Genomic DNA, 23,663 nt, shown 5'->3' on the forward strand with positions numbered 1-23,663 from the left:
CGTGGGCCGACGGGCCGCGCCCCTCGCCCCGGCCGCCCTGCGGCACCCCGCTGACCGACCCCTGGCCGGCCTCGCCTCCGGGCCCCACGGACTCCCCGTGGACCCCGGAGGCCGTCGTGCTGCCGGGGGCGGGTGCCGCGGGCGCGGCCGTCTCCACCGGGCTGCTCGCCGGGGCCCGGCGGGTGGCGCGCCACCCCGGCGGCCCCCGGACGGGCGCGCCCCCGTCGGCCGCGTCCCCGTCGGCCCCGCGGACGAAGCAGCGGACCGCGGCCGCACCCGCCGGGCGCCGGGCGCACGCCCGCGCGCGGGGGCCTCGCGCCGGTGCGTCCGGGGGCGGCGGGTTCCTCGCGAAGGCGGCGGCCGTGACGGCGGGGCTGACCGCGGCCGGGGCGGTCCTCGGGCTCGTGCGGGACCAGATCATGGCCGGGTACTTCGGGGCCGGGGCCGGGACCGACGCGTTCCTGGTGGCGTGGACGGTGCCCGAGTTCGCCTCGACGCTGCTCATCGAGGACGCGATGGCGCTGATCCTGGTGCCCGCCTTCTCCCGGGCCCTGGCCCGTCGTTCGGCCGGCCTGCCCGGTGACCCGGTGCGCGAGCTGGTGCGCGGGACGCTCCCCCGGATCGTCCTCGCCCTCGGTCTCGCCGCCGTCGTCCTGATCGTCGCGGCGCCGCTGCTCGTGGCCGCGCTCGCGCCGGGGCTGCCCGACCCGGGGCTCGCCGTGGACTGCACGCGGCTCACCGGGACCTGCGTGCTGTCCTTCGCCCTGGTGGGGTACTGCTCGGCGGCGCTGCGGGCGCACGGCCGGTTCCTGCCGCCGGCGGCGATCTACGTGGCGTACAACACGGGGATCATCGGCACGATCCTGGTGCTGCGCGAGCCGTGGGGGGTGCGGTCCGCCGCCGCGGGGGTCGCCGTCGGCGGGGTCCTGATGGTCCTCGTCCAGGCCCCCTCGCTCCTGCGCGCGCTGCGCACGCCCCCGCGCACTCCCCCGCGGGAGCCGGCGGCGGCCGCCTTCGCCGGAGAGGGCCGCTTCCTGGTCATCGGTCTGATCGCGCCCGTCGTCGCGTTCTCGCTGTGCCGCCAGTCCCAGACCCTGATCGAGCGGTTCCTCGCCTCGCCGCTGCCCGCCGGCGCCATCTCGCACCTGAACTACGCGCAGAAGGTCGCGCAGATGCCGATGATCCTCTCCCTGATGCTGTGCACGGTCAGCTTCCCGGTGGTCGCCCGCGCGCTCGCCGCCGGCGATCCGGAGGCGGCCCGCCGCCGGGTCGAGCGGGATCTGCTGCTCGCCGCGGTCGTCGTGCTCGTCGGCTCCTCGGCGGTCATCGCCGTCGCCCCCCGGATCGTGGAACTTCTCTTCGAGCGCGGCGAGTTCACCAGGGCCGACACCGTCGCCACCGCCGCCGTCATGCGGGTGTACGCGCTCGGTCTGCTGGGCCAGACGATGGTCGGCGCCCTCGTCCGCTGCTACTTCTCCGCCGCCCGCCCGCTCTGGTACCCGGCCGCCGCCATGGCCGCCGGCCTCGCCACGACCGCCGCCGCCGGCGTCCCCGGCGCCCACTACTGGGGCGCGGTCGGCATCGCCGCCGCCAACGCCCTCGGCATCACCCTCAGCGCCGTCCTGCTGCTGCGGGGCGCGCACCGCCAGGCCGTCCCGGTCCGCGTCGACCGGCTCGGCGAGGGGCTGCTCCGGCTCGCCACCGCGGGCGCGTGGGCCACCGGCGTCGGCTGGCTCTGCCAGCTGGCGATCGACTCAGCCCTCCTCGCCGTCGTCGTCGCCGGCCTGGTCGTCGCCGGCGTCTTCCTGCTCTTCATCGCCTGCGCCGCCCAGGCGCCCGAGATCCCGCCCCTGCCCCGCTCCGCCTTCCGGAGGACCCCCCATGCCCGCCGCCACCGCGCTGCGCCGTCCACTGCCGAAGCCGCCTCTGTGGAAGCCGCCCCTGTGGGTGGCGATGTACCACTCGATCACGGACACCGCTGACGATCCGTACCGGGTGACCGTCTCCCCCGTGCGCTTCGCCCGGCAGCTGCACTGGCTCGGCGACCGGGGGCTGCGCGGGGTCTCGGTGCGGGAGCTGCTCGCCGCCACCGCCGAGGGGCGCGCCAGGGGGCTCGTGGGCCTGACCTTCGACGACGGGTACGCGGACTTCCTCGACTCGGCGCTGCCGCTGCTGCGCCGGCACGGTTTCACGGCGACGGTGTACGTCCTGCCGGGCCGCCTCGGCGGCGAGAACGGCTGGGACGCGGACGGGCCGCGCAAACCGCTGCTCGACGAGGACGGGATCCGGCGGATCGCCGAGGCCGGCATGGAGATCGGCTCGCACGGCCTGCGGCACGTCCCGCTGACCGAGGCCGACGACACGACGCTCGCGGCCGAGACCCGGCACAGCCGTGAGCTCCTGGAGGAGATGACCGGCCGGCCGGTGGACGGCTTCTGCTATCCGTACGGGCAGGTCGACCCGCGCGCGATCCACGCCGTGCGCAAGGCCGGCTACCGCTACGGCTGCGCGATCGACCCGGGCCCGCACACCAGCACGTACGCCCTGCCCCGCGTCCACATCGGCGAGAACGACACCCCCTGGCGGCTCACCGCCAAGCGCGTCCTGCACCCGCTGCGCCGCCGTCACCCCGCCGACCTGTTCCCCGCCGCGTACGGCCCGTCCCCGGTCGGTGCGCCGTGAAGGTCCTGCACGTCATCACCGGGCTCGGCATCGGCGGAGCCGAGCAGCAGCTCCGGCTGCTGCTCCGTCACCTGCCGGTGGCCGGCGGGGTGGTCACCCTCACCAACCCGGGCGCGGTCGCCGCGGGCATCGAGGCCGACGGCACGCCCGTCACCCACCTCGGCATGGCCGGGAACCGCGACCTCGGCGCGCTGCCCCGGCTCGCCCGGATCGTCCGGCAGGGCCGCTACGACCTCGTCCACACGCACCTCTACCGGGCGTGCGTGTACGGCAGGGTGGCGGCCCGGCTCGCCGGGGTCCGCCGGGTGATCGCCACCGAGCACTCGCTCGGCGAGAACCAGATCGAGGGCCGGCCGCTCTCGGCGGGCACCCGCGCGCTCTATCTGGCGTCCGAGCGGCTCGGCACGTCCACGGTCGCCGTCTCGCCCAGCGTCGCCCGCCGGCTCGCGGACTGGGGCGTGCCGCCGGACCGCATCCGGGTGGTGCCGAACGGCATCGAGTCCGGCCGGTTCGCCTTCGACGCGCGCGCCCGGCGCCTCACCCGGGGCGTGCTCGGCATCCCCGAGGACGCGTACGTCGTCGGCGGCGTCGGACGGCTCGCGCCAGGGAAGCGGTTCGACCGGCTGGTGCGGGCGGTGGCCTCGGTGCCGGAGGCCCGGCTGCTCCTCGTCGGCGAGGGCGAGCACCGCGAGGAGCTGCTGCGGGTCGCCCGGGAGTGCGGGGCCGCCGACCGGATCCTCCTCGCCGGGGCCTGCGAGGACCCGCCGGCCGCCGGCGCCCTCGGGCCCTCGCTGCCCGAGCTCCTCTCCGCCATGGACGTCTTCGTGTCCACCTCTCCGGACGAGGCCTTCGGGCTCGCGATCGTCGAGGCGCTCGCGGCGGGCCTTCCCGTGCTGTACGTGGCCTGCCCGGCGATCGACGACCTGCCCCCGGACGCGGCACCGGGCGCGCGCCGGATCGGCGAGTCCGTCCCCGGGCTGATCTCCGCGCTGCACGGCGTCCGGGACGCCCGTCCCGCCCGGCTCCCGCTGCCGGCGGCCGCCCGCCGCTACGACATCGCGCACAGCGCAGGGCAGTTGATGTCCCTCTACGACCAGGCCGTCCACGGCACCCCCTCCCCCGCGAAGTGAGAGAACCCGCCCCATGAACACCACCCCACCCCGCGCCCTCCTCCCCGCCGGCCTGCGGTCCCCCGGCCGCTGGGCGGTGCTGCCCGCCGCCGTCCTCGCCGGGGCGGTCCTCGGCGGCGGCTACGGAGCCTTGAGGGCGCCGGAGTACGCGGCGACCAGCTACGTCATCGTCGTACCGGCCGAGAAGGCCGACCCGGCGGCGGCGGTCGGCTTCGCCCAGGCGTACGGGCGGGTCGCCACCGACATCGCGGTGACCGGCGACGCCCAGGTGTGGGCGGGGGTCACCGCCGACACCCTGCGGAAGAGCGTGCAGGCCGAGACCTCCCCGGACGCGCCGATGATCTCGATCACCGCGCGGTCGGCGAAGCCCGCCCAGGCGGTCTCGATGGCCGACGGGGTGGCCCGCGCGCTCGTCCTCGACAGCTCGCACGTGGCGGGCAGCACGGGCGTGAAGGTCGTCCAGTTCTCCCGTGCGACCGAGCCCGTCGCGCCCGTCTCGCCCTCCGCGCCGCTCTCCGCGCTCGTCGGCGGCTGTGCGGGCGGTCTCCTCGGCGGCCTGGTCCTCCTGGTCCGCCCGAAGCGCTCCGCCCCGCGCGGCGAGGCCCGGCACTCCCGGCAGGCGACCGTCCCGGCCACCGCGGTGCCCGCGCCGGCGGTCGCCACGCACCGGCCGGAGGCGGTGTGAGCGCGAGAACGCGGACCGCCCGGCTCGACCGGCGGGCCCTGCGGAGCGAGATCTGCCGTGACGAGGAGGAGTTCGGGCGGCTTTCGGCCGAGTGGACGGCACTGTACGGACGCTGCTCCTCCGCCACCCCCTTCCAGTCCCACTCCTGGCTGCACTCCTGGTGGCTCTCGTACGGCCGGCCCGGTGCGCTGCGGGTGGTGCTCGTACGACGGGACGGCGGGGAACTCGTCGCCGCCGCGCCCCTGATGCGGGCCCGCGGGCCGCTGCCCGTCCTCACCCAGCTCGGCGGCAGCATCACCGACTTCACGGACGTCCTCCTCGACGACGCCTGCCCGGAGGCGGCGCCCGCCCTCGCCGGGGCCCTCGCGCGGGCCGCCCGGGGGGCCGTCCTCGACCTGCGGGAGGTCCGGCCCGGGGCGGCCAGCGAACGCGTCTTCGCCCACTGGCGCGGCCCGCGCCGCCGGATGCCCGACTCGCTCTGCCTGGAGCTGCCCGCCGTCCCCATGGAGGGGCTCCTCGAACGGATCCCGTCCGGGAAGGCCCAGCGGGTCCGCGCCAAGCTGCGGAAGCTGGACGCGCTCGGCATCGACGCGCGCGTGGTGACCGGCGAGGAGGTTCCCGCCGCCCTCGACCGGCTCCTGAAGCTCCATCGGCTGCAGTGGCAGGGCCGGGGCGTGACCGCCGAGCACACCAGCGAGCGGTTCGCCCAGCACCTCACCCGCGCCGTGCGGCCCATGGTCGAGCGCGGCGACGCGATGGTCACCGAGTTCCGGCTCGCCGGGGACGTGGTCGCCGCCGACCTGACCCTGATGTCCCCGCGGCTCGCGGGCGGCTATCTGTACGGTGCCGATCCGGCGCTGCGCGCCCGCAAGGTCGACGTGGCGACGATGCTGCTCCGGCACGGGGCGCGCGAGACCAGCGCGGGCGGGCGGGCCACGCTCAGCATGCTGCGCGGCAGCGAGTCGTACAAGCAGCACTGGCGGCCCGAACCGGTGCGCAACCGCCGTCTGCTCCTCGCCGGCCGCGGTACGGCCCCGCTCCTGTGGCTGCGCGCGGGCGCGGCCGGCGCCCGCCGCTGGGCGGCCCGGCAGGCGCGGGAGCGGGCCTGGGTCGGGCGGCTGCTCGGCCGCGGTGGCGGCGGATGAGCTCCGCCACCGCCGCCGTGAGGGACGTCAGAAGGGCCAGACCTCCTTCAGGGCGTCCTTCCAGTCGAGGTCGACCTCGTCCTTCCAGTGCTCCTCCGGGACGCAGACGGACCCACCGAGCCAGTTCTCCACCCACGGACCGAGGTCCACGGGCCAGCAGTCGAGCTCGGGCTCGGGTTCCGGCTCGGGCTTCGGCTCCGGCTCGGGCTTGGGCTCGGGCTTGGGCTCCGGCTTGGGCTCCGGCTTGGGCTCGGGCTTGGGCTCCGGCTTCGGTTCCGGAATCGTCGGGTCGGTCGGGTCCGTCGGGTCCGTCGGGTCCGTCGGGTCCGTCGGGTCCGTCGGGAGTTGCGGTTCCGTGCCGTACAGCATCTGGCGGAACACCAGCGACGACTGCGGATTGTCGTCGCACTGCCAGACGCCGTGCGGGCAGTAGTCGGTGATCGTGTGGTACAGCGGCTTGTGCTGCTTCATCCACGCCAGCATGCGCCGCATGTATTCCGGGTTGTCGCCGTTCCGGAAGAGCCCCCATTCGGGATAGGAGATCTGCTTCCCGTGCTCGGCGGCGAAATCGACCTGCTTCTGGAGCCCGTACGGTTCGCTGACGTGCCGGTCGAAACTGCTTCCGGCCGGCTGGTCGTACGAATCCATGCCGATGATGTCGACGACGTCGTCGCCGGGGTAGCACTCGGTCCACGGAATCGCGTCGAGGCCCCGGCTGGGGTTGAAGTCGAAGCGGAACTTCTGGCCCGGTACGGAACGCATCGCGGTGACGATCCGGTTCCAGTACTTCTTCCACGCCGTGGGGTCGGGAGCGCACCGGTGGCTGTAGGTGGTGCCGTTCATCTCCCAGCCGAGGACGACGACGGTGTCCCTGGCTCCCTCTTCGACGAGGCGTTCGGCGAGGGTCCTGAAGTGGTGGTCGTAGTACCCGGCGGCGCCGAGCTGGAGCTGGCGGCGGACCTCGCGGTCGGAGAGGCGGGCCTCGTTGCGCTCCAGCATGGGCACGTTGAGGACGAACATGCGGTGGAGCCGCTCGTTGCGCCAGTCGGCCCAGGCCTCCAGGAAGCCGGGGGGTCCCTCGATGTTCGACCAGAGGTCGCCCGGGAGGTAGGTGTGGCCGACGCGGAGCTCGTGGCCGCCGAGCCACCGTTCGAGCTGCCTGATGCGGCTGACGCCGGCCCTGCCCGAGTCGAGGAAGGCGCCCATGGCGCCGGCGGGGGGCGGTCCGGGGTCCGTCGTCGTCACGGATTCGGCGGCGCGGGCGGGGGACGGGAGCACGACTGACCCCGAGGCGAGGAGACCGGCGGTGAACACCCCCAGCCACACTCTCGATCTTCCGCGGTGTGCAGCTGCCATGGCCACTCCTTCACGTCGTACGCCATTTGATGAACCGTCAATCCGATGTTCAGAAAGTATTCCTAATGGGCCGATCGTGAGCTCGGCTCCCCTGGATCAGTAGTCCATTAGAGGATTTCATCGCCCAGTTGGGGCACCCGAGATGAAGGGCATGCCGTGCCGAGCCGTCAGCATTTCGACACCAGCGTCCCCGCCGTCCTCGTACGGCTCGACCGGAATCCCTTTCATCACGGCACCCTCGGCGCCGCGCGTTCACTGGGGCGGGCGGGAATTCCGGTCCACGCCGTCATCGAATCGAGCACCAGTCCGGTCGCCCGCTCCCGCCATCTCCGCTCGGTCCGCGTGCGCCCCGGGACCGACTCCGCCACCGGGCTCGCCGAGCTCCTGACCCGTGTCGCGGACGAGATCGACGACGACCCGTCACATCCCCTCCTCGCCGTGCCGCTGGACGACGTCAGCGCCCTCGCCCTGGCCCGCCGCCGCTCCGCGCTCGTCCCGCGCTTCCTGCTGCCCGAGCAGACCGAGGAGCAGCTGCTGAGGGTCGCGGACAAGGCGGAGCTCGCCGAGACCTGCGCGGGCCTGGGCCTGCCCCACCCCCGTACCGAACTCCCCGACGGCGCCGACGAGGCCGCCGCCATGGCCTGGTCGCTCGGCCTTCCCGTGGTCGCCAAGTGGAGCCGTCCGTGGCTGCTGCCGGCCGGCGGCGGGCTGCGGAGCACCTCGATCGTGCGTTCGCCCGCCGAGGTGCGGGAGCTGTACGCCCGCACCCCGGAGGCCGGCAGCCGGCTGCTGCTCCAGGAGCTGCTGCCGGCGGGCCGGGACCTCGACTGGTTCTTCCACGGTTACGTGGACTCCACGGGCCGCTGCTCGACGGGGGGAACCGGGCGCAAGGAGCGCTCCTGGCCGGACGGGGCCGGGCTCACCGCCTCCGGCCGCTGGACGGTGAACCCGACCGTCGACCGGACGGCCCGCGACCTCCTCGACGCGCTGGGCTACCGGGGCGTGTGCGACCTGGACTTCCGGCTGAACAGGGCGACCGGCGCGTACCACCTGCTCGACTTCAACCCCCGGCCCGGCGCCCAGTTCCGGCTCTTCACCGATCCGGACGGCCTGGACGTGGTCCGGGCGCTGCACCTGGACCTCACCGGCCGGCCCGTACCGCCGCACTCCCCCGCGTACGGCCGCCGGTTCCTGGTCGAGAACTACGCGGCGCTCTCGCTGCTCGCCTCCCCGCGCCGCCGGTACGCCCCCGAGCCCGGCGCGGCCCGGGGCCGGACCGAGTGCGCCTGGTTCGCGGCCGACGATCCCGCGCCCGCGCTGGCGATGGGCCGTGCCTGGCTCGCGCACCTCCTGCGCAAGGCCCTCGGCGCGCTCCGCCGGACGCTCGTGTCCCTCCGTACGGACCCGGCGGTCGCCCCCGCGCCGCCCTCGCCCCGCACCTCCCCCGACCGGCTCACCCCACGATGAACGCGGAAGGCACGATGTCGAAGTCGATGTACGACCTGGTGGTGGTCGGGGCCGGGCCCTACGGCCTGTCCGTGGCCGCCCACGCCGCCGTCCACGGACTGCGCCTGAGGACCTTCGGCCGCTCGATGGAGTCCTGGCACGCCATGCCCTCCGGGATGTTCCTGAAGTCGGAGCCCTGGGCCTCCCACCTCTCCGACCCCGAGGGGGCCTACGGCCTCGACGCCTACGCGGCGGCCAGGGGCGTCCGCGCCCGGCACGGCGTGCCCCTCCCGGTGGACTTCTTCGCCGCGTACGGCGACTGGTTCGCCCGGCAGGCCGTGCCCGTCCTCGACGAGCGGCTCATCGGCTCGGTCGCGCCCGCCACCGGGGGCTTCGAGCTGCGCACCGAGGACGGCGAGCCGCTGCGCGCCCGGACGGTGGCCCTGGCCGTGGGCGTCCTGCCGTTCTTGGAGATCCCCGAGCCCCTGCGGGGACTGCCCCGGCGGTACGTCACCCACTCCAGCCACCACGGCGAGCTCGACGGCTTCGCCGGCCGGGACGTCACCGTCGTCGGCGCCGGCCAGGCGGCGCTGGAGACCGCCGCGCTCCTCACCGAGCGGGGCGCCGCCGCCGTACGGATCGTCGCCCGGGCCGGCCGGCTGAACTGGAACACCCTGCCGCCGGCCCTCGACCGCGGTCTGTGGCCCTCGCTGCGCGCCCCGCACACGGGTCTCGGCTGCGGCTGGCGGAACAAGCTGTACGCGGACACCCCCGGGATCTTCCGGCGGCTGCCGGCCGCCACCCGCGAGCGGATCTTCGACCAGGCGCTCGGCCCGGCGGGGGCCTGGTGGCTCCGCGAGCGGTTCGCGGCGGTCGGCGACGTCCGCCTCGGGCACCGGATCACCTCGGCGAGGGCGACCGGGGGCGAGCGGCTCCGGCTCGACGTGGCGGGGCCGGACGGGACGGCCGTCCTGGAGACGGACCACGTGATCGCGGCCACCGGCTTCACCCCGAGCCTCGACCGGGCCGGGGTCCTCTCCCCCGCGCTGCGCGGGGCGCTGCGCAGGGTCGGCGCGGGCGGCGCCCCGGAGGTCGGCGGCCTCTTCGAGTCCTCCTGGCCGGGCCTCTTCCTCGCCGGTCTGCTCACGGCCCCCTCGTACGGGCCGTCGATGCGGTTCGTCTTCGGCGCCGAGTACACGGCGGGGCGGCTGGTGAAGGGGGTCCGGCGGCGGTTGCGGGCGGCCACCGGCGTCCCGGGCCGGCCGCGTGCGGGCGGTGAGGCGCCGGTCTCGGCGTGACGGAGGGCCGGCCCCGGGAGCGGATGCCCTCCGGGACCGGCCCTCCGTGCCTGCGGGCGCCGGGACTCAGACGTTGATGCAGGTGTTGCCGGCGGCCGGGTTCAGCGCGCCGATGACGTTCACGCTGTTGCCGCAGATGTTGATCGGGACGTGGATCGGGACCTGGACGACGTTCCCGGAGAGGACGCCCGGCGAACCGGCGGCGAGACCGAGCGCGTCCGCGTCGGCGAAGGCGGGCGACGCCACGCCCATGGCCATGACGATTCCGGCGACGACGGCCGCGACCTTCTTGCAGTTCATTTCGTCTGGATCCTTTCCTCGGCGGAATGAATTTCCGCTGCACACGACACAACGAACATGCCGCACAAAGGAAACCGGAATAACACCGGCATCTTCTCTTTCACTCCATTGCCCGCACGACAGGGCCGGAGGGAACGCGTTCGTTCCCTCCGGCCCTGTCGTGCGCGAAACGGATCAGCCGTTGTAGGCGCCGTTCCCGGAGAGGACCGGGATGTCCTCGACGAGGTGCGACAGCGGCTCGTCGCCCTTGGCCTGGGTGGAGTTCTCCGCGCACTGCTGGTTCTGCGGGTTGGACAGGACGTTGATGTCCTGAGCGGTGATCGGGACGAGGATGCCGACGAGCGAACCGAGGTTGGCCTTGGCCGGCAGACCGACGCAGAGCTTGTTCAGCGAGCCCTGGACGGCCTGGAGCTGCGGGCTCATGTTGCCGTGGGTCTCGGCGTTGCCGAACGACTCGTGCGCGCCGTTGCCGCTGAGCGAGGTCGTACCGCCGTCATCGGCGATGGCGAGCGCCGGGGAGGCCGCCGCAGCGGAAGCGCCGACAACAGAGGCCGTCACAGCGGCGGCCGCCATAATCTTCTTGATCACGGTGATTCCGTTCCTGTTCCCACCAATCGACCTGATTGATGCGACGGGATCAACTGCGGTCACGGGCTTTGGTTCCGGCGCTTCACTCGTTCGACTGTGTCCGCGTTTCGCGCTGCCGCGCGCGCTCCGCCAAGGGGGTGACACAGCGGAACCCCCGCGTCCGAACGCCTGTTGATCAGGTCGCTCCCTGCACGGAGCCGGTTCTAGAAGGGAACTCCCGTGATCAAGAAGGTTATGGCCACCGCGGCCGCAGCCGTCTCCATCGTCGGCGCCAGCGCCGCCGTGGCCACCCCCGCCCTCGCCATCGCCAACGACGGCGGCACCACGTCGCTCTCGGGCAACGGTGCGCACCAGGAGTTCGGCAACTCCAAGACCTACGGCAACATGAGCCCGCAGATGGCGCTCGTCCAGGGCTCCCTGAACAAGCCCTGCATCGGCCTGCCTGCCAAGGTCAACGCCGGTTCGCTGATCGGCCTCATCCCGATCACCGTCCAGGACATCAACGTTCTGTCGTCCCCGCAGAACCAGCAGTGCACCGAGAACTCCACCCAGGCCAAGGGTGACGAGGCCCTGTCGCACATCCTGGACGACATCCCGGTCCTCTCGGGCAACGGCGTCGGCAACCGCTGACGCACCGCCTGAACGGGACGACGTCCACACGTCAGGGGCCGCCCTCCGGGGCGGCCCCTTTCGTCTACCAGGCCGGCCAGACCGGCGTCGCCATCAGGCGCTCCCACTCCCGGTCGGGCATCCCCGGCACCGCCCGCCCCGCCTGCACCCACTGCGCGACCAGCTCGGAATAGACGGGGAACGGGTTGCTGTCCGCCGGAGGCGGGTCGCTCACATATCGGCTCTTCGGAATGAAGGCCATCCGTTCCCATTTTCCGGGACCCGGCGCCATTTTCGCTCCTTCCGCTGCGATTCCCGCATCATTACACAGGCACCGCAGGAGAGTGATTCGTCCTGTTCAAGTCGCGTCGCGTACCTGTGTGCGAGCGGGTCGAAATACGGTGCGGACATGAAATTCCCGCGTCCACGGCTGTCCCGGCGTCCGTTGCTCGCCGCGGCTGCTCTCGCCACCCTCGCCGCCCTCGCTCCCGGCGCCCTCGCCCTCGCCCCCGCCGGCCTCCCCGCCCCCGAGAAGGGGCTGAACCTGCTCGTCGTCGGCATCGACAGCCGCAAGGGCGTCACCGAGGAGGAGAAGGAACGCTTCCACCTCGGCGGAAAGGGGTGCGACTGCACGGACGTGATGATGCTCGTGCACGTCTCGGCGGCGAACGACCGGGTCGACGTCGTGGGACTGCCGCGCGACTCCCTCACCTCCTTCCCGGCGGGACACGTCGACCGGCGCACCGGGAGGACGCACGCCGCCCACCAGGCGAAGATCAACAGTGCCTGGGCGGAGGGCGGCTCCCCGTTCACCGTGGAGACCGTCGAGTCGATGACCGGGCTGCCCGTCCACCGCTACCTGGAGATCGACTTCCGGCGCTTCATGGACACCGTGGACCGCGTCGACGAGGGCGTCCCGGTCTGTACGGAGCAGCCGCTCAAGGACCCGTCCACCGGCCTCGACCTCCAGCCCGGGACCAAGCGGGTCGCGGGCGGCGAGGCGCTCCAGTACGTGCGGTCCCGGAAGGCCGACGGGCAGATGGACTTCGGCCGCATCCAGAAGCAGCAGAAGTTCGTGGTGAACACCCTGCACCGGCTCCACGACGGCATCCTCGACGACCCGGCCGCGCTGCGGGCCTTCGCGGCCACCCTGCGCGGGACGGCGGCGGCCGAGCGGGGGATCTCCACGACGGAGCTGCTGACGCTCGCCGCGCGCCTGCGGGACCTGCCCCCGGAGCGCATGGAGTTCGCGATCGTGCCCGTCCGGGGCTTCAACCCGGACATCGAGGGCGTCGGGTCCACGCTCGCCTGGGACGAGGAGGGGGCCGCGGAGGTCTTCGGGCGGCTGGCCGAGGACCGGCCGCTGCCCGCCGCCGGGGCCGTCGCGCCGAGCGAGATCCCGGTGGGCACGTACCGGCCCGCGAAGGGCTCGTCGCTCATCTGCCCGTAGTCCGTCCGGTGGACTTCCCGGAACCTCCGGGCTGCTGACCAGTTGATCAGCGCGGCTCGGCACTCAGCGGGCCCGTATCCGAAAGGCCTGAACAATGAAGAAGCTCTTGGCGACGGCTGCTGTGGCCGCGTCCGTCCTCGGCGCGACGGCGGCGGGCGCCGGGCAGGCGCTCGCGATCGCCGACGACGGCGGCACCACGTCGCTGTCGGGCAACGGCGCGCACCAGGAGTTCGGCAACTCCGAGACCTACGGCAACATGAGCCCGCAGATGGCGCTCGTCCAGGGCTCCCTGAACAAGCCCTGCATCGGCCTGCCTGCCAAGGTCAACGCCGGTTCGATCATCGGCGCCATCCCGATCTCGGTCCAGGACATCAACGTCCTGTCCAACCCGCAGAACCAGCAGTGCACCGAGAACTCCACCCAGGCCAAGGGCGACGAGCCGCTGTCGCACATCCTCAGCGACATCCCGGTCCTGTCCGGCAACGGCGCCGGCAACGGCTGAGCCGCGGCACCGGGACACGGTGCGGCCCCGCGGCCCCTCCTCGGAGGGGCGCGGGGCCGTTCCCGTTCCGGGCCGGGGCCGTCGGGGTCAGAGCTTCCGGCGCAGCTCGGCCGGGTCGGTGACCGGGGCGTCGCAGGTGAAGTGACGGCACACGTACGCGGCGGGCGCCCCGGCCACCAGCGGCCGGTCCCTCAGGAGCGGGAACTCCTCGCCGTCGGGGGCCCCGGTGGCCAGGACCGCTCCCGGGGTGGTCGCCGCCAGGGCCGTACGGCGCAGCTCCAGGAAGGCCGGGTCGGCGGCGTCGCCGACGACGGCGATCTCCCGGGGCCCGTCGAGGAGGGCCTCGGCGACGGCCAGGCCCCAGCCGATGAACCGGGGCGCGCGCGGGCCGAGGGCCCTGACCACGCCGAGGGCGCCCACGGCGGCGGCGCGGTGGGCCTCGGAGCCGGTGTGCGCGGCGTACGAGAGGAGCGCTCCGGCCGCGGCCGTCCAGCCCGACGGGGCGGCGTTGTCGGTGGGGTCCTGGGGGCGCCGGATGAGGGTCTCGGCGTCGTGGGCCGTGTCGTACAGCGCGCCGCCCTCGGCGGTGAAGCGGTCGAGGACGAGGTCCAGGAGGAAGCCGGCGAACTCCAGCCAGGCGCCCTCGCCGGTGACGGCGGCGAGGGCGAGGAACCCCTCGGCGACGTCGGCGTAGTCCTCCAGGACCCCCGCGTTCGTCCCGGCCCGGCCGTCCTTGGACGTCCGGGTGAGCCGGGCCGTCTCGTCCATGTGGACGCGGACGAGGAGGTCGGCGGCCTCGGTGGCGCGCTCGACCAGGTCGGGGCGGTCGAAGAGGGCGCCGGTCTCGGCCAGGGCTGCGATCGCGAGGCCGTTCCAGGCCGCGACGACCTTGTCGTCACGGCCTGGCCGCGGGCGCTCCTCGCGGGCGGCGAGGAGCCGGGACGCGATCGAGGCGATCCGGGCGGCGTCGGCCGGGCCCGCCTCCGGCGGGAGCTGGAGTACGGAGCTGCCGTGCTCGAAGGTGCCGTCCTCGGTGACGCCGTAGTGGGCGGCCGCGAGGGCGGCGTCCTCCGCGCCGAGGACCTCGGTCAGCTGCGCCGGCGTCCACACGTAGTAGGCGCCCTCGACGTGCCTGCCCGTACCGTCGTCGGAGTCGGCGTCCAGCGCGGAGGCGAAGCCGCCCTCGGGGGTGCGGAGTTCACGGACCATGAAGTCGGCGGTCTCCAGGGCGACCCGGCGGGCCAGGTCGCTGCCGGTGGCCTTCCACAGGTGTGCGTACACCCTGCAGAGCAGGGCGTTGTCGTAGAGCATCTTCTCGAAGTGCGGGACGACCCAGGCGCGGTCCACGGAGTAGCGGGCGAAGCCGCCGCCGAGCTGGTCGTAGATGCCGCCGCGGGCCATCGCCTCGCAGGTGTCGGCGGCCATCTGGAGGGCGCCCTCGGAGCCCGTACGGGCGTGGTGGCGGAGCAGGAACTCCAGGACCATCGACGGCGGGAACTTGGGGGCGCCCCCGAAGCCGCCGCGGGTCGCGTCGTACTCGCGGGTGAGGGCGAGGAGGGCCCCCGCCAGCTCCTCCTCGCCGGGGACGCCGTCGCCGCCGTAGGCGAGGGAGCGGCCCGCGAGGTCCTTCACGATGCGGTCCGCGACCTCGTCGACCTCGCCGCGGCGGTCGGCCCAGGCGGCCCGGACGCCTTCGAGGACCTCCGGGAAGGACGGCATGCCGTGGCGGGGCTCGGGCGGGAAGTACGTACCGAAGTAGAAGGGGGCGGCGTCCGGGGTGAGGAAGACGGTCATCGGCCAGCCGCCCTGGCCGGTCGCGGCCTGCACGGCCTCCATGTAGACGGCGTCGACGTCGGGGCGCTCCTCGCGGTCGACCTTGACGGCGACGAAGTTGTCGTTGACCAGGGCGGCGATGGCGTCGTCCTCGAAGGACTCGTGCGCCATGACGTGGCACCAATGACACGCAGAGTATCCGACCGACAACAGAACGGGTACATCGCGCCGTTTCGCTTCTTCGAACGCCTCGGATCCCCACGGCCACCAGTCGACCGGATTGTCGGCGTGCTGAAGCAGATAAGGCGAGGTCGTACCAGCCAACCGGTTCATACGACCCAGCCTCTCACGCCGACACGGTCCTGCCTGTTCGGCCCGCAAGCCCCCGCCCTACTTGGCCGATTTGCACTCATGGGCCATCACGTGGTGAATGCGGATCGCCCCTTTTGCACCCAGGTCACCCTGCGGACACTGGAGGTTCCGTCCCGCTCCGAAGCCGGTGCCCGACTGGAAGCGGGCATTACGCTGAGTCGAGCAGCACCGCATCCTCGAAGGAGGTACTCCATGTCCGCCGAGATGGTGGCGCCCGCGTGGATGCACACGCAGATCAGCGCGGAACAGTACGACTCCTGGTCCGAGGAGCAGTGCGCCGGCATCGAGATCGTGGACGGGATGGTCGTCGTGAGCCCGAGCGCCTCCAAGCGGCACAACCGGCTGGCGCGGATCCTGGCCAATGCCCTGGACGCCGCCGCGGGCCCGGACTGGAACGCCGACACGGACTTCGACGTCCGCCTGCAGGACGTTCCGCTCACCAACCGCCGTCCGGACGTCATCGTCTACCGGGCGGAGACCATCGACCTCACGCCCACCCGCCCCGAGCACGTGCTCCTGGTCGTCGAGGTCGTGTCCCCGGGGTCAGAGACCACCGACCGGATCGTGAAGGTGGACCAGTACGCCAAAGCCGGCATCCCCTTCTACTGGCGCATCGAGCAGTCCGCCACCGGCGTTCCGATCGTCTACACCTACGTCCTCGACCCAGCCACCAGGGCCTACCGGGACGGCGAGGTGTTCACCGGCACCGTGAAGGCCACCGCGCCATTCCCTGTCACGGTCGACCTCGGAGCCCTGTGAGCAACGAGGAATCGCGCGCCCTCGCCACCCTGCGCATGCTCGGTCTCCCCCGCGAGGAAGCACGCGAAGTCGCCCGGCGCCACCTTCCTGTTCTCGACTGAGCGAGCCGGCCTGGCCGCCGAGGCCGGCTGGGCATGTCCGGGCGGTCAGGGCTTTGCCAGGGCAGTTCGCAGAGCGTCGAGGGCGGCAGCGCGGAAAGCGGTCATCGATGGTGCTTTGCCGTCGAGCAAGGCATCAGCGCCGTGGTACATGCCTGGTTCGAGCCGCAGCTCGCAGGCGACGCCGACCTCGTTCAGGCGTCGGGCGTAGTCGACGTCTTCGTCGTGGAACAGGTCGAGGTCGCCCACGCCGATCCACGCGGGCGGCAGCCCGTCGAGGTTCCTCCGCCTTGCCGCCGCAAGGTAGGGGCGATCGTCGCGCTCCTGTGGCGGGCGGCCGAGGTAGGAGGTCCAGGCGAAGCGGTTGGAGTCCGGGGTCCAGGTGTGGATGGCGCTGTCGGGAGGGTCGACGCGTAGGGCCGTGCGGTCGTCGAGCATGGGGTAGACGAGGAGTTGGAACCGGACCGGCACTCCTGAATCGTGGGCGCGCTGGACCACAACGGCGGCGAGTCCGCCTCCGGCGCTTTCGCCGCCGACGGCGATGCGGGCGGGATCGATGCCGAGGGCGGCGGCACTGGCGTGAAGCCAGCGGAGCGCACCGAAGCAGTCGTCCAGAGCCGCGGGGTACGGATTTTCGGGTGCGAGGCGGTAGTCGACGCTGACGACCAGAGCGCCGAGTTCGTCGGCAACGCGGCTGCACCAGGTGTTCTCCTGCCGAGCGGCACCCATGACGGTTCCTCCGCCGTGGATCCAGAGCAGCGCTGCGCGCGGCGCTTGGCCTGATGCCTGGTAGGTGAGCACCTCGACGGGGAGGTCGTCGGTTGTGGCCGGCAGCGTGCGCCGCTCGATGCGGACGCCGGGCCTGGAAGCGGCTCCCGCCAAGGGCACGAGGCGGCGAGCGATGGCCAGAGTGACCGGGTTGCCGAAGTTCAGCGGGAGGTAGAGCACGGGGTGCCGCAGCTCGCGGGGGACTGCCGCCAGAGCGCGGCGACGCGTGCTGATCGCCGCAGCGGCGCCGAGGGTCGCTGCGGTGCCCAGTCCGCCGAGAACGCGTCGGAGTGTCATGTACTGCGCACCTTCCGTTCGGGCAGGAGTCGGCCGAGGCGCCGCGCCCGCGACAAGGGCTTCCACTTGACACGACCACCTTATCGGCAACAGTGTATCCATTATGGATATCTGGTCCGAGCCCCAGCCCGATTCCCGGTTCGTCGAGGTGGACGGCCTGCGGATCCACTACAAGCGCGCTGGGCACGGCCCGGCACTCGTGCTGCTGCACGGCAGCGCCTCGTCCCTGCAGCACTTCGACCGCGCGACGGATCTGCTGTCGGATTCGTTCGACGTCATCCGTCCCGACCTGCCGGCGTTCGGGCTGACGGGCCCGCGCAAGGATCGCGACTACCGCATCCCGGCGTACGCCGCGACGGTGGCGGGCTTCCTGGAGGCGCTGGGCGTGCCGCGCTACGCGGTGGCCGGCAATTCCCTGGGCGGCAACATCGCCTGGAACGTCGCGCTGGACCATCCGCAGCGGCTGACCGGCCTGGTGCTGGTCAACGCCACCGGCTACCCGGAGAAGACCGTGCCCGCGGGGATGCGCCTGGCCCGCAACCCGCTGGTGCGGCCCGTGCTGCGGCGGGTGATGCCGCGCGGGGCCATCGAGCGCAACCTGCGCGAGGCCGTCGGGCCGCACGCGCAGATCGTGGACGACGCCATGGTGGACCGCGCCTACCAGCTCATGAGCCGCCCCGGTAACCGCTCGGCCTTCGTCGACTTCTGCAACACCGACCAGCCGGACCGCAGCGCGCAGATCCCCCGCATCACGGTGCCCACGCTGGTGCTGCGCAGCGCGGGCCTCGACGGCCAGCACTTCGCCCGCGACATCCCCGGTGCCCAGGAGCTCGTCCACCCCCACGGCGGACATCTGCTGCCGGAGGAGGAACCGCAGTGGGTCGCGGACGCGATCGCCAAGTTCCTCGGCTCCGGCGCCGACACCCCCGCGAACTGAGCGCAAGGAGGCCCGTTCCATGAAGTACTTCGTCGCCCCGGGCGAGGACCGCAAGCTCACCGCCGACACGCGCAAGGCGCTGCGCGGCAGTTTCATCGAGCTGCCCGACGGCGTCACCCACTACGAGCTGACGGGGCCCCAGGACGGGGACGTTGTCCTGATGGCGGGCGGTCTGACCATCCCGCTGTCCTACTGGGACGGCTCGTCAGCGAGCTGCACGCCCACGGGCTGCGCACGCTGACCTGCAGCGCCTACGGCCGCGGCTACTCCGACCGGGTACGGGCGCGATACGACGAGACGCTGTTCACCCGGCAACTGGCCGAGCTGACGGACCGGCTCGGCCTGACGACGCGACCCCTGCACCTGGTCGGCACCTCCATGGGCGCGCTCGTCAGCATGACGTACGCCGCCCGGTACCGCTCGCGGGTGTCCACCCTCACCATCGTCGGACCCGCCGGTCTCGCGAAACCGCGGCTGGCCTCCCCCGACCGGCTGCTGCGCAGCGATCTGCTGGCCGGGGTGGTCGCCCGCCGTCGCGGCCTCCAGCTGCTCCAGGGGCACCTCGGGCACAACGTCCGGGACCCCGGGCTCGGCGCGGAACTGACCGAGATGGTCCTCGACTGCTTGCGCTTCGAGGGCTCGCTGTACGCGGTCTTCGACACCCTGCAGCACCTACCCCTCAGCGGCCGTGACGACCTCTTCCGGCGGACGGGGGCGCTGGGCATTCCGACGCTGCTGCTGTGGGGCGACGAGGACACCGTCACGCCGCCGGCGCGCTTCGACGCGGCACGCGCCCTGCTGAAGCCTCACAAGCATCACCTCATCACCAAATGCGGGCACATGGCCCCGTTCGAACGGCCCCGGGACGTCGCCGATCAGCTCGTCCCGTTCGTGTCCGCACACTGAAAGGCTCGACTCATGAACAACCCGCAGGTCATTGACGTCCTGGTCATCGGTGCCGGCCCCTCGGGCTCCGCCTTGGCGATCGACCTCGTACGCCGCGGACTCGACGTCCGGATCATCGACAGGTCCCCCCACACCTTCGACGGCTCGCGCGCCAAGGGCATCCAGCCCCGCAGCCTCGAAGTCCTCGAAGACCTCGGCGCTCTCGACGACGTGCTGGCCGGCGGCGACCTCTACCCCAAGCTCGGGCTCCACGCCGGGCCCCTCAGCGTGCCGTGGAAGATGTTCCCCCACAAGGAGGCGACCCCGGACGTCCCGTACCCGAACACCTGGCTGATCCCGCAGTTCCGCACGGACCGCGCCCTGCACGCCCGGCTCGGTGAGCTCGGCCGCGAGGTCGAGTTCAACAAGGCACTGACCGAGCTGACGCAGGACGAGGACACGGTGACCGCCAAGGTGGTGGGCACGGACGGGGCCGAGGAGATCGTCGCCCGCTATGCCGTGGGGGCCGACGGCGGCTCCAGCGCGGTGCGCAAGCAGCTCGACATCGGTTTCGTCGGGACGACGGACGAGTCCGACCGCGTGCTGATCGTGGACGCCTCCGTCAGCGGCCTGGCCCGCAACCGGTGGCACATGTGGCCCGGCCTCGGCGGCAAGCTCATCGCCGCCTGCCCGCTCCCCGGCAGCGACACGTTCCAGTGGATGATCCGGCTCACGCCCGACGAGGAGCCGCCCCAGGAGATCGGCGCCCTCATCGACCGGATCCACTCCCACACCCGCAACCGGCACATCCAGCTGCACGAGATCCACTGGAAGTCCGTGTTCCGGCCCAACATCCGTCTTGCGGAGCACTACGGCCGCGGACGGGTCTTCCTCGTCGGCGACGCCGCGCACGTCCACACCCCGGCCGGTGCCCAGGGCCTGAACACCGGCATGCAGGACGGCTACAACCTCGGCTGGAAGCTCGGCCAGGTCCTCGCCGGAGCCGACCCCGCCCTCCTTGCCACCTACGAGGCCGAGCGGCAGCCGATCGCCGCCGGCGTCCTGGGCCTGTCCACGGAGAAGTGGGGCGGCATCGCCAAGCTCGACCCCTCCAGCATGAAGCGCGGCAAGGACGAGCAGCAGCTCTCCCTCACCTACTACGGCGGCCCGCTCGCCCCCGCCGGCGGCGACGGTGGCGACACCAGCACGCTGCGCGTGGGTGACCGCGCCCCGGACGCCCACCTGCTCGGCGCCGACGGCGCCCAGACCCGCCTGTTCGACCTCTTCCGGGGGTCGCACTTCACCGCCATCGCCTACGGCCCCGGCGCCGCCCGGGACCTCGACCTCCTCGACTGGCCGACGACGGGCGCCCCGCTGAAGCGGCTGACCGTCGGACCGGCCGCGGGCGACGGCCGCGCCTTCTCCGACCCCAAGAACACGCTGCGCAGTGCCTACGGCCTGACCGGCGACACGCTGCTGCTGATCCGTCCCGACGGCTACATCGGGCACATTGCCACCCGGGACTTCCTCACCACCGCACAGGCCGCCGTGCGGGCGATGACGCCGCAGACAAGGACCCGCACCATGTCCTAGCCGGGCCGCACCTCCCCCGGTCCGGGGGCCACCGAATGAGCCGCATCCTGCTGCGCGGGGCGCACGTCATCACGATGACGCCGCACCGGCCGGACGCCGAGCATGTCGACGTCCTCGCCGACTGACGGTCGTCGACAAGCCCCGACCTGATCGCCTGAATCGCCCGTCTGGTCGCCGAGCGATGCGTCCGACCGCTCGACCACCGCCCGGCACATCCCAACAACGGTCTCGTGACGACCTGCGCGCCATCGGGTCGTCACCCTTGACGCCCCCGCCGCCACGACGCCGACACCCTGGAAATGCCTCATGATCCTCACCAACACCCTCGCCTGCGCCATCGTCCTGATCTTCGGGGCAAGCGGAGTGCTCAACACTCTCGCGTTGCCGAAGGCACGCGAGCTGGCCGCCGAGACCGGCTTCTCCGTCGCCGCCTACCGCCGCATCGGCGTGCTGCAACTGGCAGGGGTCGCGGGCGTGGCGCTCGGCCCCGCCGTGCCGGCGCTCGGCGGCCTCGCGGGGGTCGGCCTTCTCCTGCTGCTCGCCGGAGCTGTGGTCGTACACCTGCGCAAGGGCCACCCCGGTTGCCAAGATCGCGCCCGCCGCCGTGTGCGCCGTGCTTGTCGCCTCATACCTCGCGGCCCTGTTCGCCTGAAGCGCCGCGGATCGAGTCCACATCTCCACGGATGGGCAGCTCCGGCAGGTTCGCCCTGAAGGCAATGCTGCCCCGAGGATGTAACAGGCCGACGGCCTCAGATTCGCATCGTCCTGGCTGGTCAGGCGTCGTCGCGCAGGTGGGCAAGCCCGCTGAGAAGGAGTTCGAGGCCGAAGGAGAACTCGTCCTCGATCGGAACGGGCATCGACCCGGCGACGGTGACCGTTGCCGGGAACAAGGCCGGATCGGCGCTCTGAAAGAAGGCGGACAGGTGCGCGTCGTCGCGTTGCCCGCCGCCGCCATGACCGTTGACCTGTATGGCGAATCCGAGGACGTAGCGGGCGAGGGTGGCGAAGGTGTGCGCGGCCAGTCGCGGCGGGAAGCCGCTGTCGAGCAGCGCCGCGAGACAGTGTTCCCGCAGCGCCATGGCGTTCGGCCCCAGGGGTATCTCTTCGGCCATCAGGCGCGCCGCGTTCCGGTGGCGGGCCAGGGCCTCGAACATGGTGTGCGCGACCGTCCGCAGCGCTTGCTGCCAGCCCATCGTGAGGAGTTCGTCGCCGTTCAGTTCCACGGCGCCGAACATGCGGTCCACGACATGGGCGACCAGCGCTGTCCGGTTGTCGAAGTGCCGGTACAGCGTCGCCGTGCCCGAACCCAGGCGCTGGGCCAGCGTCCGCATCGAGAGGGCGTCGGCCCCTTCATCGTCCACGATCTGCAGGGCGGTGGAGACGATGCGCTCCAACGGCACGGGCGGACGCCCTGGGCCCCGACCCGATGCCGAGGTCACCTGTGCAGGACCAGCTGCTGCCACTGAAACGTCCACCTCCTCGGCCAGCACCATAACAGCAACACCGTATCCACTATGGAGAGTGCCGGTTGGGCATGGGCGGTGCCCCTTCGATCCGCCCGCCGATGACCGCTCCTACGGGAGTTCGACGACGGGCGGGTGAACACCACGGACTGATGCTCCACGAGCGAGGTCTTCGCGGGAGGTGGTGATCGCCACTGGGGCCCCGAGGACGACGGCCGCGAGGTGCCGGGGGGATGGTCGGCGACGGCGCGACTGAGGTGTGCCGGCCCCAGCTCCTGCACTCCCACCACCTGGGGCTGCTCAAGGCCATCCGCAAGGTCACGCTCGGCGCGACCTATCAGCTCAGCAGCGTCCGCGACTGCGACTCCTAGCCGCCGCGTCCGGCAGCGGCAGCCGAGCACATCAAGATCCGCCAAGGCGGCTGGTGACAACCATCGCACCACGTCACAGCGATCTTGGTGACAGCCGCGCGGAACCCCAGCCCCCCTTTTCGAGCACATGCTCGACCCTGAGGTTCATGGAGGCATCCCTCGTCGCCCCGGCGGACAGTGCGGGGCAAGGACCGGCCGATCCTCACCCACGGCACTGTCCGCGCTGCCCGCAGCCTGTACTCCGCGCCATCACTCTTCAGCTGCTACGACGGGCGCGCCGCCCTCCAAGCGCTGGTGGATGGTGGCGTACTTCTCGGGCCCCACTCGGGCGAGGCGGCCAGTTCGGCCTCCACCCATGCGTCGATACTCGTGTTCAGTTCCTCATCGTACGTACTCACCCGACTACCCCCTGGCAACATCCCAGGTCAGGACTACGTGGTTGTGTAAGTTCACTAGCACCAGTGACAGCTGGAATACCCGACGCTGAGCAGCACGGGGACGTCGCGGCGGCGGGCCTCCTCGAAGGCCTCGGCCGACCACGGCCACCAGTCGACGGGGTTGTCGGCGTGCTGCGGGAGGTACGGGGAGGTCTCATGGGCCAGTCGGTTCGGCATGGGCCCATCCTGCCGCAGCGGTCTCCTCCTTTCCCCGCTCCCTCGCGCCGACGCGCGCGACGCAGGAGACTGGGCCGGATTCGTCGGGCACGCGCGGAGGGGGAACGCAGATGCGGGAGAGTCACCGGACCGAGGCCGAGCGGCTGTTGGAGCGGGCCGTCGCGGAGGAGGTGCGGGCCTCCGGCGGCCGGGCCGACGCGGAGGTGCTCCTCGCGCGGGGCCGGGCGGAGCTGGACGCGATGGTCGGGGGAGCGGGGGGCGCCGGGGGCGCTTACGCGGCCTTCCTGCGGGCGGTGGAGGAGGCGGAGGCGGAGGCGGCCGGGCGGACACGTCCGGCGGACCGTTTCACCGGTCCGGCGATCGGGGGTCCCGCCCTGGTCACGGGCATCGCCGCGGCCGCGGCCTTCGGGGCGGACCTGGCGCTCGGCACGACGGCGGGGACGGCACTCGGCGCGGGCGCGGCGGGCGCCGTGGCCGGCGCGGCGGGGACCGTCCCCCGCGCGACGGCGGGGGGCGGGGGGGCGGGCGGGGCGGGGGGGGGG

At 72.9% G+C, this 23,663-nt stretch carries 21 protein-coding genes and 3 pseudogenes; 16 read left to right on the plus strand and 8 right to left on the minus strand.

The window, feature by feature from the left end:
• The first annotated feature begins 182 nt into the window (after positions 1–182).
• From murJ to K7G60_RS04435, 5 genes are read left to right on the plus strand one after another with little or no spacing between them, the layout of a single operon-like run.
• The gene (gene murJ, locus K7G60_RS04415) at positions 183–1,982 is read left to right on the plus strand and encodes a murein biosynthesis integral membrane protein MurJ (protein ID WP_374115585.1); all 1,800 of its coding nucleotides are present in this window, start codon (positions 183–185) and stop codon (positions 1,980–1,982) included.
• The gene (locus tag K7G60_RS04420; protein ID WP_225799448.1) at positions 1,882–2,682 is read left to right on the plus strand and encodes a polysaccharide deacetylase family protein; all 801 of its coding nucleotides are present in this window, start codon (positions 1,882–1,884) and stop codon (positions 2,680–2,682) included. Before murJ ends, K7G60_RS04420 begins: the two co-directional genes overlap by 101 nt.
• A complete protein-coding gene (locus K7G60_RS04425) occupies positions 2,679–3,812 on the plus strand; it encodes a glycosyltransferase (RefSeq protein WP_225799449.1) in 1,134 nt (377 codons plus the stop codon). The genes K7G60_RS04420 and K7G60_RS04425 overlap by 4 nt, the downstream gene beginning before the upstream one ends.
• Positions 3,813–3,825: 13 nt before the next feature.
• Positions 3,826–4,497, plus strand: a complete 672-nt coding sequence (locus K7G60_RS04430) for a lipopolysaccharide biosynthesis protein (RefSeq protein ID WP_225799450.1) — start codon at positions 3,826–3,828, stop codon at positions 4,495–4,497.
• A complete protein-coding gene (locus K7G60_RS04435; protein WP_374115583.1) occupies positions 4,494–5,642 on the plus strand; it encodes a GNAT family N-acetyltransferase in 1,149 nt (382 codons plus the stop codon). The genes K7G60_RS04430 and K7G60_RS04435 overlap by 4 nt, the downstream gene beginning before the upstream one ends.
• 27 nt (positions 5,643–5,669) lie before the next feature.
• Here K7G60_RS04435 and K7G60_RS04440 read toward each other — a convergent pair whose 3' ends face one another.
• On the minus strand, positions 5,670–6,998 hold the full coding sequence (locus tag K7G60_RS04440) for a glycoside hydrolase family 26 protein (protein ID WP_225799451.1): 1,329 nt from the start codon (positions 6,996–6,998) through the stop codon (positions 5,670–5,672).
• A gap of 156 nt (positions 6,999–7,154) precedes the next feature.
• On the opposite strand from K7G60_RS04440, the gene K7G60_RS04445 reads away from it, so the two are divergent.
• Both K7G60_RS04445 and K7G60_RS04450 read left to right on the plus strand, forming a co-directional pair.
• Positions 7,155–8,465 (plus strand): ATP-grasp domain-containing protein, encoded by a 1,311-nt coding sequence (locus K7G60_RS04445; RefSeq protein ID WP_225799452.1) that lies wholly within the window; start codon positions 7,155–7,157, stop codon positions 8,463–8,465.
• Between the two features lie 26 nt (positions 8,466–8,491).
• Positions 8,492–9,742 carry an FAD-dependent oxidoreductase gene (locus K7G60_RS04450; protein ID WP_225799478.1) on the plus strand — a complete coding sequence of 417 codons (1,251 nt, stop codon included), beginning with the start codon at positions 8,492–8,494 and terminating at the stop codon, positions 9,740–9,742.
• Positions 9,743–9,808: 66 nt separating this feature from the next.
• On the opposite strand, the gene K7G60_RS04455 is transcribed toward K7G60_RS04450, so the two are convergent.
• Positions 9,809–10,042: a chaplin gene (locus tag K7G60_RS04455; protein ID WP_225799453.1), complete on the minus strand. Its 234-nt coding sequence runs from the start codon at positions 10,040–10,042 to the stop codon at positions 9,809–9,811.
• Between the two features lie 174 nt (positions 10,043–10,216).
• The gene (locus K7G60_RS04460; protein WP_225799454.1) at positions 10,217–10,630 is read right to left on the minus strand and encodes a rodlin; all 414 of its coding nucleotides are present in this window, start codon (positions 10,628–10,630) and stop codon (positions 10,217–10,219) included.
• Positions 10,631–10,849: 219 nt separating this feature from the next.
• Here K7G60_RS04460 and K7G60_RS04465 point away from each other — a divergent pair, with 219 nt between their 5' ends.
• Positions 10,850–11,260 (plus strand): rodlin, encoded by a 411-nt coding sequence (locus K7G60_RS04465; RefSeq protein ID WP_225799455.1) that lies wholly within the window; start codon positions 10,850–10,852, stop codon positions 11,258–11,260.
• 64 nt (positions 11,261–11,324) lie between these two features.
• Here the strand turns inward: K7G60_RS04465 and K7G60_RS04470 are convergent, their stop codons facing one another.
• Positions 11,325–11,474, minus strand: a complete 150-nt coding sequence (locus K7G60_RS04470) for a hypothetical protein (protein WP_225799456.1) — start codon at positions 11,472–11,474, stop codon at positions 11,325–11,327.
• Positions 11,475–11,648: 174 nt separating this feature from the next.
• Between K7G60_RS04470 and K7G60_RS04475 the strand changes: the two genes are divergently transcribed.
• The gene (locus tag K7G60_RS04475; protein ID WP_225799457.1) at positions 11,649–12,689 is read left to right on the plus strand and encodes an LCP family protein; all 1,041 of its coding nucleotides are present in this window, start codon (positions 11,649–11,651) and stop codon (positions 12,687–12,689) included.
• A gap of 94 nt (positions 12,690–12,783) precedes the next feature.
• Positions 12,784–13,191: a rodlin gene (locus K7G60_RS04480; RefSeq protein ID WP_225799458.1), complete on the plus strand. Its 408-nt coding sequence runs from the start codon at positions 12,784–12,786 to the stop codon at positions 13,189–13,191.
• An 87-nt stretch (positions 13,192–13,278) separates the two neighbouring features.
• On the opposite strand, the gene K7G60_RS04485 is transcribed toward K7G60_RS04480, so the two are convergent.
• A complete protein-coding gene (locus K7G60_RS04485; protein ID WP_225799459.1) occupies positions 13,279–15,297 on the minus strand; it encodes a thioredoxin domain-containing protein in 2,019 nt (672 codons plus the stop codon).
• Positions 15,298–15,528: 231 nt separating this feature from the next.
• Here K7G60_RS04485 and K7G60_RS04490 point away from each other — a divergent pair, with 231 nt between their 5' ends.
• Positions 15,529–16,095: a Uma2 family endonuclease gene (locus K7G60_RS04490; RefSeq protein WP_225799460.1), complete on the plus strand. Its 567-nt coding sequence runs from the start codon at positions 15,529–15,531 to the stop codon at positions 16,093–16,095.
• A gap of 146 nt (positions 16,096–16,241) precedes the next feature.
• Here K7G60_RS04490 and K7G60_RS04495 read toward each other — a convergent pair whose 3' ends face one another.
• Complete coding sequence (locus K7G60_RS04495) at positions 16,242–17,258, minus strand: alpha/beta hydrolase (RefSeq protein ID WP_225799461.1); 1,017 nt, start codon at positions 17,256–17,258, stop codon at positions 16,242–16,244.
• Between the two features lie 103 nt (positions 17,259–17,361).
• Between K7G60_RS04495 and K7G60_RS04500 the strand changes: the two genes are divergently transcribed.
• From K7G60_RS04500 to K7G60_RS04520, 4 genes and pseudogenes are all read left to right on the plus strand, one after another.
• Positions 17,362–18,195, plus strand: coding sequence for an alpha/beta fold hydrolase (locus K7G60_RS04500; RefSeq protein WP_225799462.1), 834 nt, complete (start codon positions 17,362–17,364; stop codon positions 18,193–18,195).
• A gap of 19 nt (positions 18,196–18,214) precedes the next feature.
• Positions 18,215–19,117 (plus strand): annotated as a pseudogene (locus tag K7G60_RS04510) (alpha/beta fold hydrolase).
• Entirely contained in the window at positions 19,114–20,673 is a 1,560-nt protein-coding gene (locus K7G60_RS04515; RefSeq protein WP_225799464.1) for an FAD-dependent oxidoreductase, read from the plus strand. Before K7G60_RS04510 ends, K7G60_RS04515 begins: the two are co-directional and overlap by 4 nt.
• Before the next feature lie 306 nt (positions 20,674–20,979).
• Positions 20,980–21,384 (plus strand): DoxX family protein, encoded by a 405-nt coding sequence (locus tag K7G60_RS04520; protein WP_225799465.1) that lies wholly within the window; start codon positions 20,980–20,982, stop codon positions 21,382–21,384.
• Between the two features lie 62 nt (positions 21,385–21,446).
• On the opposite strand, the gene K7G60_RS04525 is transcribed toward K7G60_RS04520, so the two are convergent.
• The gene (locus K7G60_RS04525) at positions 21,447–22,073 is read right to left on the minus strand and encodes a TetR/AcrR family transcriptional regulator (RefSeq protein ID WP_225799466.1); all 627 of its coding nucleotides are present in this window, start codon (positions 22,071–22,073) and stop codon (positions 21,447–21,449) included.
• An 889-nt stretch (positions 22,074–22,962) separates the two neighbouring features.
• Positions 22,963–23,121, minus strand: a pseudogene (locus K7G60_RS04530) (DUF255 domain-containing protein); the annotation flags it as partial.
• A 110-nt stretch (positions 23,122–23,231) separates the two neighbouring features.
• On the opposite strand from K7G60_RS04530, the pseudogene K7G60_RS04535 reads away from it, so the two are divergent.
• Positions 23,232–23,663, plus strand: a pseudogene (locus K7G60_RS04535) (hypothetical protein); the annotation flags it as partial.

Origin of the sequence: Streptomyces sp. NK15101 (assembly GCF_020400725.1) — a bacterium.
Taxonomy (GTDB): Bacteria; Actinomycetota; Actinomycetes; order Streptomycetales; family Streptomycetaceae; genus Streptomyces.